Here is a 14,805-nt window from a genome sequence, read left to right on the forward strand (position 1 = left end):
CGCGCCCGTCACCCCCCTCCGGCGCCCCGGAGGTCCGGCGGGCGCCCCCGGCCGCACCGGAGGCCACGGTTCACCCGGCCGGGTGGGCAGGGCATCATGAGGACCGTGTCCCACGCGACCCCGCTCCGCCGTGCCCCCGTGCAGCGACGCAGCGCCGAACGGCTGACCCGGATCCTCGACGCCTGCGCCGACCTCCTCGACGAGGTCGGTTACGACGCCCTCAGCACCCGGGCCGTGGCGCTGCGCGCGGACGTGCCCATCGGGTCGGTGTACCGCTTCTTCGGCAACAAGCGCCAGATGGCCGACGCCCTGGCCCAGCGCAACCTGGAACGCTACGCGGAGCGGGTGACCGAACGGCTGACGGAGACGGACTCGGGGCCGGACGGCGGCGGCTGGCGCGGTGCGCTGGACGCCGTGCTCGACGAGTACCTGGCGATGAAGCGGACCGCGCCCGGCTTCTCCCTGATCGACTTCGGCAACCAGATCCCGGTCGGCGACCGCCACGCCGTACCCAACCACCGCGTCGCCGAGCGGCTCACCGAACTGCTCTCCGGCTACCTGGGTCGCCGCCCCGACGACGACCTGCGCCGCGTCTTCCTCGTGGCCGTGGAGACCGCCGACACCCTCGTGCAGCTCGCCTTCCGGGTCGCGCCGGACGGGGACGAGAAGATCATCGAGGAGGCCCGGGAACTGCTGCGGGCGTACCTGGGCCGCGTGCTCGACTGACCCGGCGCGGCCGCCCGTCCGCCCGAACACCCCTGCCGTCGCCCGTCCGCCCCCTCCCCAACATGCCTACCGGTCGGTATGCTCGCCGGGCACAGCGCGCCACCGCCGCCTTCCGGGAGGACCCCGTGCCCCGCACCGCCCTGCGTATCTGCCCCCTGTGCGAGGCCACCTGCGGCCTGGCCCTCACCGTCGACGGCAGCACGGTCACCGCCGCCCGCGGCGACCGCGACGACGTCTTCAGCCGGGGCTTCATCTGCCCCAAGGGCGCCTCCTTCGGAGCCGTCGACTCCGACCCCGACCGGCTGCGCGCGCCGCTGGTGCGCAGGAACGGCGAACTGCGCGAAGCCACCTGGGAGGAGGCCTTCGACGCGGTCGCCGCCGGCGTCCGGCCCCTCGTCGAGCAGTACGGCCCGCACTCCGTCGGCGTGGTCCTCGGCAACCCGAACGTCCACACCATGGCGGGCGCCCTCTACCCGAACGTCCTGCTCGGCGCCCTCGGCAGCCGCAGCCTCTTCACCGCGTCCACGCTCGACCAGATGCCCAAGCACGTCTCCAGCGGACTGCTCTTCGGCGACGCCAACGCCATCCCGGTGCCCGACCTCGACCGCACCGACCACCTCCTGCTCATCGGCGCCAACCCGCTGGAGTCCAACGGCAGTCTGTGCACCGCCCCCGACTTCCCCGGCCGGCTCAAGGCGCTCAGGGCCCGCGGCGGCACCCTCACCGTCATCGACCCGCGCCGCACCCGCACCGCGAAGCTCGCCGACCGGCACGTGGCGATCCGTCCCGGCACCGACGCGCTGCTGCTGGCCGCGATGGTCCACGTGCTGTACGAGGAGGGGCTGGTGGACCTCGGCGCACTCGCCCCGCACGTCGAGGGAGTGGACGACGTCGCGGCCGCCGTACGCGACTTCACCCCCGAGTCCGTCGCCGCCCCCTGCGACGTGGAACCGGACGTGACGCGCGCCCTCGCCCGCGAACTCGCCGCCGCCCGCACCGCCGCCGTCTACGGCCGCATCGGCAGCTGCACCGTCCCGCACGGCACCCTCGCCAGCTGGCTCGTGGACGTCCTCAACATCCTCACCGGCAACCTCGACCGGCCCGGCGGCGCGCTCTTCCCGCAGGCCGCCACCGACCGGACCCCGCGCCCCGCCGGACCCGGCCGCGGCTTCGCGCTCGGCCGCTGGCGCTCCCGGGTGAGCGGGCACCCCGAGGCGAAGGGCGAACTGCCGCTGTCCGCCCTCGCCGAGGAGATCGACACCGCCACCGACGCGGGCGAGCCCGTCCGCGCGCTGCTCACCGTCGCCGCCAACCCCGTCCTGTCCGCGCCCGACGGCGACCGGCTCGACAAGGCGCTGGACTCCCTCGACTTCATGGTGAGCGTCGACCCCTACCTCAACGAGACCTCCCGCCACGCCCACGTCGTCCTGCCGCCGCCCCCGCCCGCCCAGAGCCCGCACCACGACTTCGCCTTCAACACCCTTGCCGTGCGCAACCAGGTCCGCTACACCCGCCCCGCCGTCCCGCTGGAGCCCGGCAGGATGGCCGAGACGGAGATACTCGCCCGGCTCACCCTGGCCGTCGGCGGCGCGCACGGCACCGACCCCGCCGCCGTCGACGCCATGGTGATCGAACAGACCCTCGCCAGGTCCGTGCGGGAACCGCACTCACCCGTGTACGGCCGCGACCCCGCCGAACCGACCGCGCTGCTCACCGGCGAGAACGGCCCCGAGCGGCGCCTCGACCTGATGCTGCGCCTCGGCCCCTACGGCGACGGCTTCGGCGCCCGGCCCGACGGGCTGACCCTGGAGCGGCTCCTCGCCCACCCGCACGGCATCGACCTCGGCCCGCTGCGCCCCCGCCTGCCGCAGCCCCTGAAGACCCGCAGCGGCAAGGTGGAGCTGCTCCCGGCACCGATCGCCGCCGACCTGCCGCGCCTCGCCCGGGCCCGGGACGAGCGCCCCGCCGGGCTCGTCCTCGTCGGCCGCCGCCACCTGCGCTCCAACAACAGCTGGATGCACAACGTCCCCGCCCTCACCGGCGGCTCCAACCGCTGCACCCTGCACGTGCATCCCGAGGACGCCGCACGGCTGGGTCTGCGCGGTGCGCAACCCGTGCGCGTGAAGGGCCCCGGCGGAGCGGTGACCGTCCCCGCCGAGGTCACCGACGCCGTCCGGCCCGGCGTCGTCAGCCTCCCGCACGGCTGGGGCCACGACCGGCCCGGCACCCGCCAGACGCACGCCGCCACCGACCCCGGCGTCAACGTCAACCAGCTCCTCGACGGCAGCGCGCTCGACCCGCTCTCGGGCAACGCCGTACTCAACGGCGTACCCGTAACGCTCACGGCACTGACCGGGGCAGAGCTGTGACCTGGAGTTCTGCGCTTATTGCTCGCATGTCAACGCCTTGTTAACGCTGCTTCGCGCCACCTAACGTCGCTCGCACCGCCTGCCCCGGTGGGATGTTCAAGGGCGAACGTTAGGTACTCACTCATGCTGACCATCCTCGGCTTCGCCATGATCGCGACCTTCCTGGTCCTGATCATGATGAAGAAGATGTCGCCGATCGCGGCGCTCGTGCTGATTCCCGCGCTGTTCTGCGTGCTCGTCGGCAAGGGCGCCCATCTCGGCGACTACGTCATCGACGGCGTGTCCAGCCTCGCCCCCACCGCGGCGATGCTCATGTTCGCGATCGTCTACTTCGGTGTGATGATCGACGTCGGGCTCTTCGACCCGATCGTCCGGGCCATCCTGAAGTTCTGCAAGGCCGACCCGATGCGCATCGTCGTCGGCACGGCGCTGCTCGCCGCGATCGTCTCGCTGGACGGCGACGGCTCCACCACCTTCATGATCACGGTCTCGGCGATGTACCCGCTGTACAAGCGGCTGAAGATGAGCCTGGTCGTGATGACCGGCGTCGCCGCGATGGCCAACGGCGTGATGAACACGCTGCCCTGGGGCGGCCCCACCGCCCGCGCCGCCACCGCGCTGAAGGTCGACGCCACCGACATCTTCGTCCCGATGATCCCGGCCCTGGCCGTGGGCCTGGTCGCAGTCGTCGTCCTGGCGTACGTGCTCGGTCTGCGCGAGCGCAGGCGGCTGGGCACGCTGTCGCTGGACGAGGCACTGGAGCGGGAGCCGGAGACCGAGACGGTGCTGGTCGGTGCGGGCGCGGGAGCAGGTGCAGGTACGGGGGCGGCCGGGGTTTCTGGTGCTGGTGCTGGTGCTGGTGCTGGTGCGGGTCGCGGTGCGGCGGCCGGCTCGGGTGCGGCGGGCGACCGGGACACCGGGGCCGACGGCGAGTCCGACGACGACTTCAAGGGCCTCGACCCGAACCGGCCCACCCTGCGGCCCAAGCTGTACTGGTTCAACGCGCTGCTCACGGTCGCGCTGCTCACCGCCATGATCATGGAGCTGCTGCCGATCCCGGTGCTCTTCCTGATCGGCGCCGCGCTCGCCCTCACCGTCAACTTCCCGCACATCCCGGACCAGAAGGCCCGCATCGCGGCCCACGCCGACAACGTCCTCAACGTCTCCGGCATGGTCTTCGCCGCCGCCGTCTTCACCGGCGTCCTCACCGGCACCGGCATGGTCGACCACATGGCCAACTGGCTCGTGGACACCATCCCCGACGGCATGGGCCCGCAGATGGGCCTGGTGACCGGCCTGCTGAGCCTGCCGCTGACGTACTTCATGTCGAACGACGGCTTCTACTTCGGCGTCCTGCCGGTGCTCGCCGAGGCCGGCCAGGCGCACGGCGTGTCGACGCTGGAGATCGCCCGCGCCTCGATCGTCGGCCAGCCGCTGCACATGTCCAGCCCGCTGGTGCCGGCCGTGTACGTCCTGGTCGGCATGGCCAAGGTCGAGTTCGGCGACCACACGCGGTTCGTGGTGAAGTGGGCCGTCCTGACGAGCCTGGTGATCCTCGCGGCGGGCATCCTGTTCGGCATCATCTGACCGTCGGAGAACATCGGATCATCGGAAGGAAGCGCGATCATGGTGCCCGGTGGGAACCGCGGCTGGCTGCTCCGCCTCGTCATCGCCTTCGGCTTCGCACAGGCCGCGGTGTCGATGGCCCGGCCCGCCGTCTCCTACCGGGCCCTCGCGCTGGGCGCGGACGAACGGGCCGTCGGTGTCATCGCCGGGGTGTACGCGCTGCTGCCGCTGTTCGCCGCCGTTCCGCTGGGCCGCCGCACCGACCACGGGCGCTGTGCACCGCTGCTGCCCGCCGGGGTGGTGCTCATCGCCGGGGGCTGCGCGCTGAGCGGCGACGCCGGGTCCCTGTGGACGATGGCCCTGTGGAGCGGCGTCATGGGCCTCGGGCACCTCTGCTTCGTCATCGGCGCCCAGTCACTGGTCGCCCGCCAGTCCGCGCCGCACGAACAGGACCGCAACTTCGGCCACTTCACCATCGGCGCCTCGCTCGGCCAGCTGATCGGCCCCATCGCCGCGGGCGCGCTCATCGGAGGCCCCGACATGGCCGGCAGCAGCGCGCTCGCCCTGGTGGTGGCGGGCGCGGGCGCGGCGGTCGCCTTCACGTCCCTGTGGCGCATAGAGCACCCCGGAACCGCCAAGTCCCGTGCGCGGCAGGGTGCGCGCGTCCCCGTGGCGGGCATCCTGCGCGCCCGGGGCGTGCCCGCGGGCATCCTGATCAGCCTCTCCGTGCTCTCCGCCACCGACGTCCTCACCGCCTACCTGCCGGTGGTCGGCGAGCACCGGGGAATCTCCCCGGCCGTCATCGGCGTACTGCTCAGCCTGCGGGCCGCCGCGACGATCGCCTGCCGGCTGGTGCTGACGCCCCTGCTGCGGCTGCTCGGCCGCACGGTGCTGCTCACGGTCACCTGTCTGCTGGCCGCCCTGCTGTGCGCCGGGGTCGCGCTGCCGGTGCCGGTGTGGGCGCTCGCCCTGATGCTGGTCGCCCTCGGCTTCTGCCTGGGCGTCGGCCAGCCGCTCTCCATGACCACGGTCGTACAGGCGGCCCCCGACGAGGCGCGCTCCACGGCGCTCGCCCTGCGCCTGACCGGCAACCGCCTCGGCCAGGTCGCCGCCCCCGCCGCCGCGGGCCTGATCGCGGGCGTCGCGGGTGTGGCCGCGCCCTTCGTGATGCTGGGCGCGCTCCTCCTGCTCTCCTCGGGCGTCGCCCTGCGTTCGCCGTCGACCGGCGCGACCGGCGCGACCGATGCGGCGGGCGCGACCGATGCGGCCGGTGCAACAGGCGCGACCGGTGCGACAGGTGCGGCGGGCCGGGCCGCCGGGCCCCGGAGTCCGGAGATCGGGCAGGATGTCCCGGACCGGGCGGGCGACAGCCGGCCGTGCCGGGAGTCGAAGGGATGAGCATGATCCTGATCGTTCTGTCCGTCGTCCTGCTCCTCGTCGCCGGCGGCTGCGCCTGCGTCGTGTGGGCCGGCCGCGGCGGGCCGCCCTGGACGCGCGCGGTGGCGACGGCGACCCTGGCGGCGGGCGAGCTGGTCCGCGCCTCCCGCCGTTCCGACGGCCGCCGCGGAGGCGGCGACCTCGACGGCTCGTCGGACGGCTCGTCGAACGGTTGACGCGGCGCCCGGTCCCGGCGTGATCACGTCGTGAGACGCCCCGCCCCCTGAATCCGGCCGTCCGCTTTCTCACCAGATGGACGGTCGCGCCGAGATGTCGTCGGGTGTCTTCCCCCGGCCGGGCACGGTCCGTTAACTTCCGTGACTCACACGCCCCGTACGACCCGCACGAGGGCGTCCGACCGCGGAGCACCAGAGCTCAGTGAGCCCCCGGGGGCACCTCCATGACACGCGCCATCTCCCTGCACGACGTGAGCAAGACCTACGCGCGAGGCGTCCGCGTGGTGGACCGGCTGTCGCTGGACATCGCGCCGGGTGAGTTCCTCGTCCTGCTCGGCCCCTCCGGCTGCGGCAAGTCGACCGTGCTGCGCATGATCGCCGGGCTGGAGGAGATCACCGAGGGGGAGCTGACGCTGGACGGCGCGTACGCCAACGACCTGCTCCCCGCGGAGCGGCGGATGGCGATGGTCTTCCAGAACTTCGCCCTGTACCCCAACATGACCACCCGCGGGAACATCGGCTTCCCGCTGCGCGTCGAGGACCCGCAGACCGACCACACCCCCCGCGTGGACGCCACCGCCCGCATGCTGGGCATCGAGGACCTCCTCGACCGCCTCCCCGCCCAGCTCTCCGGCGGCGAACGCCAGCGGGTCGCCATGGGCCGGGCCATCTCCCGCCACCCCACCGCCTTCCTGATGGACGAGCCGCTGTCCAACCTCGACGCCAAGCTCCGCAACCACCTGCGCGCCGAGATCACCCGGCTGACCCGGGAGCTGGGCGTCACCACGATCTACGTCACCCACGACCAGTCCGAGGCCATGTCGCTGGGCGACCGCGTCGCCGTCCTGCGCGGCGGCGTCCTCCAGCAGGTGGACACCCCGCGCGCCGTCTACGCCCTGCCCCGCAACGTCTTCGTCGCCGCCTTCATCGGCACCCCCCGCATCAACCTGCTGCGGGGCCTGGTGCGCGCCCCGCTGGACGGGGCGATGACCATCAGCCTGGGCAAGCAGTTCCTGCGCCTGCCCGAACCGCTCTCCCTGGACCACCAGCTGCTCCGCGTCCAGCAGGGCCGTGAGGTCATCGTGGGCCTGCGCTCGGAGGCCGTCCGGATCGCGAAGCCCTCGTCCGCCCGCCCCGGCGAGGTGCTGCTCACCGGGCTCGTGGAGCACGTCGAGTTCCAGGGCCACGAAATGCTCGTGCACTTCAACACCGGCTCCCAGCCGGCCGTCGTGCCCGACCTGGAGGCCCCGCGCCCCGCCGCCCGCCCGGTCAGGCGCCGCCGCCGCGATGGCACGGTCCTGGAGCGGCTGAGGGAACGCGCGGGCGCCCTGCGTGCCGGACCCGTGGTCGTCATGGACGAACCGCCGGAGCCCGGACCGGCGGTCGCCGCCCCGGACGGCCGCCTCCCCGGCGACCTGATCGTCCGCACCACCCCCGACATCGACCTCCGCCACGGCATGCAGGTCCCCCTCCTCGTCGACCTCGCCCACCTGTTCGTCTTCGACCAGCACGGCGACCGGATCTGCCCCGCCCCGGCGCGGCTGCCGGACCTGGAGGAGTGAGCACGCCACGGTCCCGCACTCCGGGAGGGTGAGCCGCGCCACCATCGGGGGAGCCACTGGTGCCGTAAAACTAACGGCGCTAGTTTGGGTCGGACGACGAGGCCCGCCCGGAAGGAACCCGATGAAGGCACACGACGGCATGTACATCGACGGAGCCTGGCGCCCCGCCGACGGCCGGGACACGATCGACGTCGTGAACCCGGTCGACGAGCAGGTGATCGGCAAGGTCCCCGCGGGCAGTGCCCTGGACGTCGACACCGCCGTACGGGCCGCCCGCGCCGCCCTGCCGGGCTGGGCCGCCACCCCGCCCGCCGAGCGGGCCGCACGCCTGGCCGCGCTGCGGGACGTCCTGGTGGCCCGCAAGGACGAGATCGCCGAGACGGTCACCGCCGAGCTGGGCTCCCCGCTGAAGTTCTCCCAGGCCGTGCACGCGGGCGCCCCGATCGCGGTCGCCGGTTCCTACGCCGAACTGGCGGCGACCCACGCCTTCGAGGAGAAGGTCGGCAACTCCGTGGTCCACCACGAGCCGGTCGGCGTGGTCGGCGCCATCACCCCCTGGAACTACCCGCTCCACCAGATCGTCGCCAAGGCCGCCCCGGCGCTCGCGGCCGGCTGCACGATGGTGCTCAAGCCCGCCGAGGACACCCCGCTCGTCGCGCAGCTCTTCGCCGAGGCGGTGCACGAGGCCGGGCTCCCCGCGGGCGTCTTCAACCTGGTCACGGGGCTCGGCCCGGTCGCCGGACAGGCCCTCGCCGAGCACCCGGGCGTCGACCTGGTCTCCTTCACCGGCTCCACCGCCGTCGGCCGCCGCATCGGCGCCACCGCGGGCGCCGCCGTCAAGCGGGTCGCCCTCGAACTCGGCGGCAAGTCCGCGAACGTCATCCTCCCGAGCGCCGACCTCGCCAAGGCGGTCAACGTCGGCGTCGCCAACGTCATGTCCAACTCCGGTCAGACGTGCAGCGCCTGGACCCGCATGCTGGTCCACCGCGACCGGTACGAGGAGGCCGTGTCGCTCGCCGCCGAGGCCGCCGCGAAGTACGGCGACCGGATCGGCCCCGTGGTCAACGCCAAGCAGCAGGCGAGGGTGCGCGGTTACATCGAGAAGGGCGTCGCCGAGGGCGCGCGCCTGGTCGCGGGCGGTCCCGAAGCCCCGCGCGAGCAGGGGTACTTCGTCAGCCCGACGGTCTTCGCGGACGTCACCGAGGAGATGACGATCGCCCAGGAGGAGATCTTCGGCCCCGTCCTGTCCATCCTCCGCTACCAGGACGAGGACGACGCTCTCCGGATCGCCAACGGCACGGTCTACGGCCTCGCCGGTGCCGTCTGGGCCGGGGACGAGGCCGACGCGGTCGCCTTCGCCCGCCGGATGGACACCGGGCAGGTCGACATCAACGGCGGCCGGTTCAACCCGCTGGCGCCCTTCGGCGGCTACAAGCAGTCGGGCGTGGGTCGCGAACTGGGCGCCCACGGCCTCACCGAGTACCTCCAGACCAAGTCCCTCCAGTTCTAGCCCGCAGGGGAGCCGTCCACGTCATGGCCGTCCGTACCGCAGTCCGTGCCGCCGTCGTACCCGCCCCGGGAGCCCCGCTGGAGGTCACCGGCATCGAGCTGCCCGAGCCCGGCCCCGGCCGGGTCCGGGTACGGCTCGCCGCCGCCGGGGTCTGCCACTCCGACCTGTCCCTGTCCAACGGCACCATGCGGGTGCCGCTGCCCGCCGTCCTCGGCCACGAGGGCGCCGGCACCGTCGTCGCCGTCGGCGAGGGCGTCACCCACGTCGCGCCCGGCGACGAGGTCGTCCTCAACTGGGCCCCGTCCTGCGGCGCCTGCCACGCGTGCTCGCTCGGCGAGGTGTGGCTGTGCGCCAACGCGCTGGCCGGCGCCGCCGACGTGCACGCCCGCCGCGCCGACGACGGCACCGACCTGCACCCCGGCCTGAACGTCGCCGCGTTCGCCGAGGAGACGGTCGTGGCCGCGTCCTGCGTCCTGCCCGCCCCCGAGGGCATCCCCCTCACCGAGGCGGCACTCCTCGGCTGCGCCGTCCTCACCGGCTACGGCGCCGTCCATCACTCGGCGCGGGTCCGTGAGGGCGAGACGGTCGCGGTCTTCGGCGCCGGGGGAGTGGGCCTCGCCACCCTCCAGGCGGCCCGGATCGCGGGCGCGTCGAAGATCGTCGCCGTCGACGTCTCCCCCGAGAAGGAGGAGCTGGCCCGCGCCGCCGGCGCCACCGACTACCTCGTCGCCTCCGACACCACCGCCCGCGAGATCCGCGCCCTCACCGGCAAGCAGGGCGTCGACGTCGCCGTGGAGTGCGTGGGCCGCGCGGCGACCATCCGCACCGCCTGGGAGTCCACCCGGCGAGGCGGTCGCACCACGGTCGTCGGCATCGGTGGCAAGGACCAGCAGGTCACCTTCAACGCCCTGGAGATCTTCCACTGGGGCCGCACCCTGTCCGGCTGCGTCTACGGCAACGCCGACCCCGGCCGCGACCTCCCCGTCCTGGCCGAACACGTCCGCGCCGGCCGCCTCGACCTCGGCGCCCTGGTCACGGAGCGCATCGCCCTGGACGGCATCCCGGCGGCCTTCGACAACATGCTGGCGGGCAAGGGCGGCCGAGCACTGGTGGTGTTCTAGGCCCTGTCGTCGAGTTCCCGGCGGCCCGGCGACGCCACGCACGCCCCCTGCCTCAAGGGCGCGGGAGGGTATCCCCACTCGCCCCACCGGGCGCCGACCACGTACGACCACCACGTCGGTCGACGCCCGGGCCCCCGGCCTCCGGACCGGGGGCCCGGAGCACGCACCTGACGCCGCCGAGCCCGCCCTCCGGGCGGACGACGGGAAACGCGACGACACCGCCCTAGGCCCGCCCCGCGTCCTCGCGCCGTGGCTCCGCCGTGGGCTCGGCCCGGTCGGGGACCGCGGCCGGGCGCCTGCGCGAGCGGGACACGGCCACGCCCGCCAGGCACAGGGCTCCGCCCGCCAGGGTGAGCAGTCCCGGGACCTCGCCCAGTGCCAGCCACGACATCAGCACGACCAGCGCGGGCACGGCGTACGTGGTCGCGCCCATGCGGCCGGCGGTCGTACGGGCCAGGGCGTAGGCCCAGGTCGTGAACGCCAGGGCGGTCGGGAACACGCCCAGATACACCATGTTGAGCGTGGCGGAGAGCGGCGCGCCGGCCGCCTCGTGCACCAGCTGCCCGGCGAACGGCAGGCAGAGCACCGCCCCGACCAGGCACCCGAACGTCGTCACCTGAAGGGCGCCCGCATGCGCCAGCGCGGGCTTCTGGGCCACCACCCCGCCCGCGTACGCCACCGCGGCCAGCAGGCACAGCACCACCCCGAACAGCGAGGAGCCGCCCTCGCCGGACATGGACAGGCCCACGGTCACCGCACCGGCGAACGACACCGCCATCCCCGTCAGCAGCCGTGGCGGCAGCGCGTCGCCCAGCAGCCGCGCACCGAGCAGCGCGATGAGGATCGGCCCGACGTTGACCACGAGGGCGGCCGTGCCGGCGTCCACCTGCTGCTCGCCCCAGTTCAGGACGACCATGTAGAACCCGAACCACAGCAGCCCCGATATCGCGATCCCCCGCCAGGCCGCGCGCGGCGGCAGCCCCTCCCGGCGCAGCAGCCAGATCGCCCCGAGCGTCAGGGCGCCCGACAGCAGCCGGCCGAGCGCCAGCGCGCCCGGCGAGTACGCCTCGCCCGCGCTGCGGATGGAGACGAACGCGGATGCCCACAGCACGACGGTGACGGTGGCCGCGCCGGCCGCGAGCAGTTCGGGACGACGGTGCCAGGGGGCGGGAGGGGAGGTGCGGGCGGTGGACATCATGCTCCAGAGGCTAGGTGGCGAGAACGGGTGCGTGCTGGCGGATTCCGGACGGTGCGCCGTGCCGGGGCGGCGCTCAGCGCAGCGCCGCCGGGTCGATGTCCAGCAGTTCGGACAGCGCGTCCTCGCCCGCCGGTGTCACCTTCACCGCCCGCTCCGAGCCGATGCGCACGCACCAGCCGGTGTCCAGGGCGTGCCGGCACAGGGCGGCGCCCGCCACGCCCGCGAGGTGGGGACGGCGTTCCGTCCAGTCGAGGCAGGCCCGGGCCAGTGGCCGGCGCCCGGTCGGGCGCAGCGGGATCCCGGCGGTGTCGAACCAGCCGAGCCCCGCGTCCGTGAGCGCGAAGCCGGTGTCCTGGCGCAGCAGCCCGCGCCCGGTCAGCGCGTCGGTGACCGCGATGCCGAGCCGTCCGGCGAGATGGTCGTAGCAGGTGCGCCCCCGGGCCATCGCCGAACCGGCGCTCGACGCCCGCAGGGTGCGCGGACGCCGGGCGGCGGCCTCGGGCGCGACCTGCGCCGCCAGGTCCTCCACGAGCTGTGCCACCCGGTCGTCGGCGATCCGCACGTAGCGGTGCCGCCCCTGCCGTTCCTCGGCGAGCAGCCCGCCCGCGACCAGCTTGCCCAGGTGCTCGCTGAGCGTCGACGCGGCGACCCCGGCGTGCCGGGCCAGCTCACCGGCGGTCCACGCCCGCCCGTCCAGCAGGGCCAGCAGGCAGGCGGCGCGCGTCTCGTCGGCGAGCAGCCCGGCCAGTCGTGCGAGGCCGGGAGCCCCGGCGTCCCTCTCGGTCATGCGTCCAGGATGCGCCACGCACGGTTCGGCGGGCGCCGAAGTGTCCGCGGAGCCCCCGGCGTCCTCAGACGCCCTGCGCCACCTGCGCGTACTGCTGCGCCAGCCCGTCCAGGAGTGCCGTCAGACCGGTCTCGAAGGCGCGCTCGTCGATCTTCTCCTGCTGCTCGGCCAGGAGGTGGGCCTGCTGGAGGTGCGGATAGTCGGCGGGATCGTAGGCGCCGGCGTCGTCCACGAAGCCTCCGGCGAAGGAGCCGAGCGCCGAGCCCATGATGAAGTAGCGCATCAGCGCGCCGATGGAGGTGGCCTGGGCCGGGGGCCAGCCCGCCCGGACCATGGCGCCGTAGACGGCGTCCGCGAGGTGCAGCGCGGCCGGGCGGCGGCCGGGGCCGTGGGCCAGCACCGGCACGATGTTGGGGTGGTCGCGCAGCGCCGTCCGGTAGGAGACGGCCCAGTCGTGCAGCGCGGTCCGCCACTCCCGGCCGTCCTCGAACATCGACAGGTCCACCTGCGCGCTGACCGAGTCGGCGACCGCCTCGAGGATCTCGTCCTTGGTGCGGAAGTGGTTGTAGAGCGAGGGTCCGCTGACCCCCAGTTCCGCGGCCAGCCGGCGGGTGGAGACGGCCGCGAGGCCCTCCGCGTCCACCAGCGCGCGGGCCGTCTCGACGATCCGGTCGGTGCTGAGCAGGGGCTTGCGCGGTCGGGCCATGGCGCACATAGTAGGGCTGCGAGCTGAAACTAGCAGTGCTAATTTAAATGTACGGCTTTCAAGATTTCTTTCCTGTGGGGTGACTCGGCATGAACCTGGAGCTCAGCGAGGAGCAGACCGCCGTACGGCAGCTCGCCCGGGACTTCGTGGAGCGGGAGATCGCCCCCCATGTCGTCGAGTGGGACCGCGCCGAGGAGGTGGACCGCTCCCTGGTGAAGAAGCTCGGCGAGGTCGGCTTCCTCGGCCTCACGATCGACGAGGAGCACGGCGGCAGCGGCGGCGACCACCTCGCGTACTGCCTGGTCACCGAGGAGCTGGGCCGCGGCGACAGCTCCGTGCGCGGGATCGTCTCGGTCTCCCTCGGCCTGGTCGCCAAGACCGTCGCGGCCTGGGGCGACGAGGAGCAGAAGCGGCGCTGGCTGCCGGGGCTCACCTCCGGCGAGTACGTCGGCTGCTTCGGCCTCACCGAACCCGGTACCGGGTCGGACGCCGGCAACCTCACCACCCGCGCGGTCCGGGACGGCGACGACTACGTCGTCAACGGCACCAAGATGTTCATCACCAACGGCACCTGGGCCGACGTCGTCCTGCTCTTCGCCCGCTCCACCGACGCGCCCGGCCACAAGGGCGTCTCCGCCTTCCTCGTGCCCACCGACACGCCCGGCCTGACCCGCCGCACCGTGCACGGCAAGCTCGGGCTGCGCGGCCAGGCCACCGCCGAACTGGTCCTGGAGGACGTCCGCGTCCCCGCCTCCGCGATGCTCGCGCCCGAGGGCAAGGGATTCTCGGTGGCCATGTCGGCCCTCGCCAAGGGGCGGATGTCGGTGGCCGCCGGCTGCGTCGGAATAGCCCAGGCCGCGCTGGACGCGGCCGTGCGGTACGCGGGCGAGCGGGAGCAGTTCGGCAAGACCATCGCCCACCACCAGCTCGTGCAGGAACTGATCAGCGACATCGCCCTCGACGTGGACGCGGCCCGGCTGCTGACCTGGCGGGTCGCCGACCTGATCGACCGCGGGCAGCCCTTCACCGTCGAGTCCTCCAAGGCCAAGCTCTTCGCCTCGGAGGCCGCCGTGCGCGCCGCCAACAACGCCCTCCAGGTCTTCGGCGGGTACGGCTACATCGACGAGTACCCGGCCGGCAAGCTGCTGCGCGACGCCCGCGTGATGACGCTCTACGAGGGCACCAGCCAGATCCAGAAGCTGGTCATCGGGCGTGCGCTGACCGGGGTTTCGGCATTCTGACTGGCGGGGACTGAGTACCCGAACTGAGTACGACGGCGGATGTGGCGGGGGCCACATCCGCCGACTCTTGTCCCCATGAGCGACACACCGGTCAAGCAGCAGAACACGGCGGCCTTCTACGGGCAGGCCGTCGCCTCGTTCGCGGTGGCCATGGCCGCCACCGCCATCGGCATCTACCAGCTCCAGGCCGACGCCTGGGTGCGCGCCTTCCTCGCGATCGCCGTCCTGTACCTCGTCACCTCGGCCTTCACCCTGGCCAAGATCATCCGGGACCGCCAGGAGGTCGGCCAGATAGTCAGCCGGGTCGACCAGGCGCGCCTGGACAGGATCCTCGTCGAGCACGACCCCTTCCAGAAGCCGGGCGGCACCCCTGCGGGCCAGCGCCCCTAAGCGCCCGCTCACCTTC

13 protein-coding genes are annotated in these 14,805 nt (G+C 73.6%); 10 read left to right on the plus strand and 3 right to left on the minus strand.

Annotated elements, in window-relative coordinates:
• The first annotated feature begins 96 nt into the window (after positions 1–96).
• The 8 genes from Sru02f_RS10465 (at position 97) to Sru02f_RS10500 (ending at position 10,467) form a co-directional block, all read left to right on the plus strand.
• Complete coding sequence (locus Sru02f_RS10465; protein WP_109033602.1) at positions 97–726, plus strand: TetR/AcrR family transcriptional regulator; 630 nt, start codon at positions 97–99, stop codon at positions 724–726.
• 125 nt (positions 727–851) lie between these two features.
• Entirely contained in the window at positions 852–3,095 is a 2,244-nt protein-coding gene (locus tag Sru02f_RS10470) for a molybdopterin-dependent oxidoreductase (RefSeq protein ID WP_109033603.1), read from the plus strand.
• A gap of 123 nt (positions 3,096–3,218) precedes the next feature.
• Complete coding sequence (locus Sru02f_RS10475) at positions 3,219–4,682, plus strand: CitMHS family transporter (protein WP_109033604.1); 1,464 nt, start codon at positions 3,219–3,221, stop codon at positions 4,680–4,682.
• A 39-nt stretch (positions 4,683–4,721) separates the two neighbouring features.
• Complete coding sequence (locus Sru02f_RS10480; RefSeq protein WP_109033605.1) at positions 4,722–6,059, plus strand: MFS transporter; 1,338 nt, start codon at positions 4,722–4,724, stop codon at positions 6,057–6,059.
• A 2-nt stretch (positions 6,060–6,061) separates the two neighbouring features.
• A complete protein-coding gene (locus Sru02f_RS10485; RefSeq protein ID WP_167469710.1) occupies positions 6,062–6,274 on the plus strand; it encodes a hypothetical protein in 213 nt (70 codons plus the stop codon).
• A 224-nt stretch (positions 6,275–6,498) separates the two neighbouring features.
• Positions 6,499–7,836, plus strand: a complete 1,338-nt coding sequence (locus Sru02f_RS10490) for an ABC transporter ATP-binding protein (RefSeq protein ID WP_109033607.1) — start codon at positions 6,499–6,501, stop codon at positions 7,834–7,836.
• 121 nt (positions 7,837–7,957) lie between these two features.
• Positions 7,958–9,346: an aldehyde dehydrogenase family protein gene (locus Sru02f_RS10495; RefSeq protein ID WP_109033608.1), complete on the plus strand. Its 1,389-nt coding sequence runs from the start codon at positions 7,958–7,960 to the stop codon at positions 9,344–9,346.
• Between the two features lie 23 nt (positions 9,347–9,369).
• The gene (locus tag Sru02f_RS10500) at positions 9,370–10,467 is read left to right on the plus strand and encodes a Zn-dependent alcohol dehydrogenase (protein ID WP_109033609.1); all 1,098 of its coding nucleotides are present in this window, start codon (positions 9,370–9,372) and stop codon (positions 10,465–10,467) included.
• A 223-nt stretch (positions 10,468–10,690) separates the two neighbouring features.
• Here the strand turns inward: Sru02f_RS10500 and Sru02f_RS10505 are convergent, their stop codons facing one another.
• From Sru02f_RS10505 to Sru02f_RS10515, 3 genes are all read right to left on the minus strand, one after another.
• Entirely contained in the window at positions 10,691–11,665 is a 975-nt protein-coding gene (locus Sru02f_RS10505; protein WP_109033610.1) for a DMT family transporter, read from the minus strand.
• A gap of 73 nt (positions 11,666–11,738) precedes the next feature.
• Complete coding sequence (locus Sru02f_RS10510; RefSeq protein WP_109033611.1) at positions 11,739–12,452, minus strand: ArsR/SmtB family transcription factor; 714 nt, start codon at positions 12,450–12,452, stop codon at positions 11,739–11,741.
• Positions 12,453–12,516: 64 nt separating this feature from the next.
• Positions 12,517–13,158: a TetR/AcrR family transcriptional regulator gene (locus tag Sru02f_RS10515; protein WP_109033612.1), complete on the minus strand. Its 642-nt coding sequence runs from the start codon at positions 13,156–13,158 to the stop codon at positions 12,517–12,519.
• Positions 13,159–13,247: 89 nt separating this feature from the next.
• On the opposite strand from Sru02f_RS10515, the gene Sru02f_RS10520 reads away from it, so the two are divergent.
• The gene (locus Sru02f_RS10520) at positions 13,248–14,399 is read left to right on the plus strand and encodes an acyl-CoA dehydrogenase family protein (protein WP_109033613.1); all 1,152 of its coding nucleotides are present in this window, start codon (positions 13,248–13,250) and stop codon (positions 14,397–14,399) included.
• A gap of 75 nt (positions 14,400–14,474) precedes the next feature.
• Entirely contained in the window at positions 14,475–14,789 is a 315-nt protein-coding gene (locus tag Sru02f_RS10525; protein WP_003977125.1) for a YiaA/YiaB family inner membrane protein, read from the plus strand.
• The last annotated feature ends 16 nt before the right edge of the window (positions 14,790–14,805 follow it).

The organism is Streptomyces rubrogriseus, assembly GCF_027947575.1.
GTDB classification, from domain to species: Bacteria; Actinomycetota; Actinomycetes; order Streptomycetales; family Streptomycetaceae; genus Streptomyces; species Streptomyces rubrogriseus.

What these genes read in the sequence shown, in the direction of transcription:
- Sru02f_RS10525 (WP_003977125.1), top strand. Translation starts at nt 14,475, where the DNA reads ATGAGCGACACACCGGTCAAGCAGCAGAACACGGCGGCCTTCTACGGG.
- Sru02f_RS10510 (WP_109033611.1), bottom strand. Translation starts at nt 12,452, where the DNA reads ATGACCGAGAGGGACGCCGGGGCTCCCGGCCTCGCACGACTGGCCGGG.
- Sru02f_RS10465 (WP_109033602.1), top strand. Translation starts at nt 97, where the DNA reads ATGAGGACCGTGTCCCACGCGACCCCGCTCCGCCGTGCCCCCGTGCAG.
- Sru02f_RS10485 (WP_167469710.1), top strand. Translation starts at nt 6,062, where the DNA reads ATGATCCTGATCGTTCTGTCCGTCGTCCTGCTCCTCGTCGCCGGCGGC.
- Sru02f_RS10480 (WP_109033605.1), top strand. Translation starts at nt 4,722, where the DNA reads ATGGTGCCCGGTGGGAACCGCGGCTGGCTGCTCCGCCTCGTCATCGCC.
- Sru02f_RS10500 (WP_109033609.1), top strand. Translation starts at nt 9,370, where the DNA reads ATGGCCGTCCGTACCGCAGTCCGTGCCGCCGTCGTACCCGCCCCGGGA.
- Sru02f_RS10475 (WP_109033604.1), top strand. Translation starts at nt 3,219, where the DNA reads ATGCTGACCATCCTCGGCTTCGCCATGATCGCGACCTTCCTGGTCCTG.
- Sru02f_RS10515 (WP_109033612.1), bottom strand. Translation starts at nt 13,158, where the DNA reads ATGGCCCGACCGCGCAAGCCCCTGCTCAGCACCGACCGGATCGTCGAG.
- Sru02f_RS10505 (WP_109033610.1), bottom strand. Translation starts at nt 11,665, where the DNA reads ATGATGTCCACCGCCCGCACCTCCCCTCCCGCCCCCTGGCACCGTCGT.
- Sru02f_RS10490 (WP_109033607.1), top strand. Translation starts at nt 6,499, where the DNA reads ATGACACGCGCCATCTCCCTGCACGACGTGAGCAAGACCTACGCGCGA.
- Sru02f_RS10520 (WP_109033613.1), top strand. Translation starts at nt 13,248, where the DNA reads ATGAACCTGGAGCTCAGCGAGGAGCAGACCGCCGTACGGCAGCTCGCC.
- Sru02f_RS10495 (WP_109033608.1), top strand. Translation starts at nt 7,958, where the DNA reads ATGAAGGCACACGACGGCATGTACATCGACGGAGCCTGGCGCCCCGCC.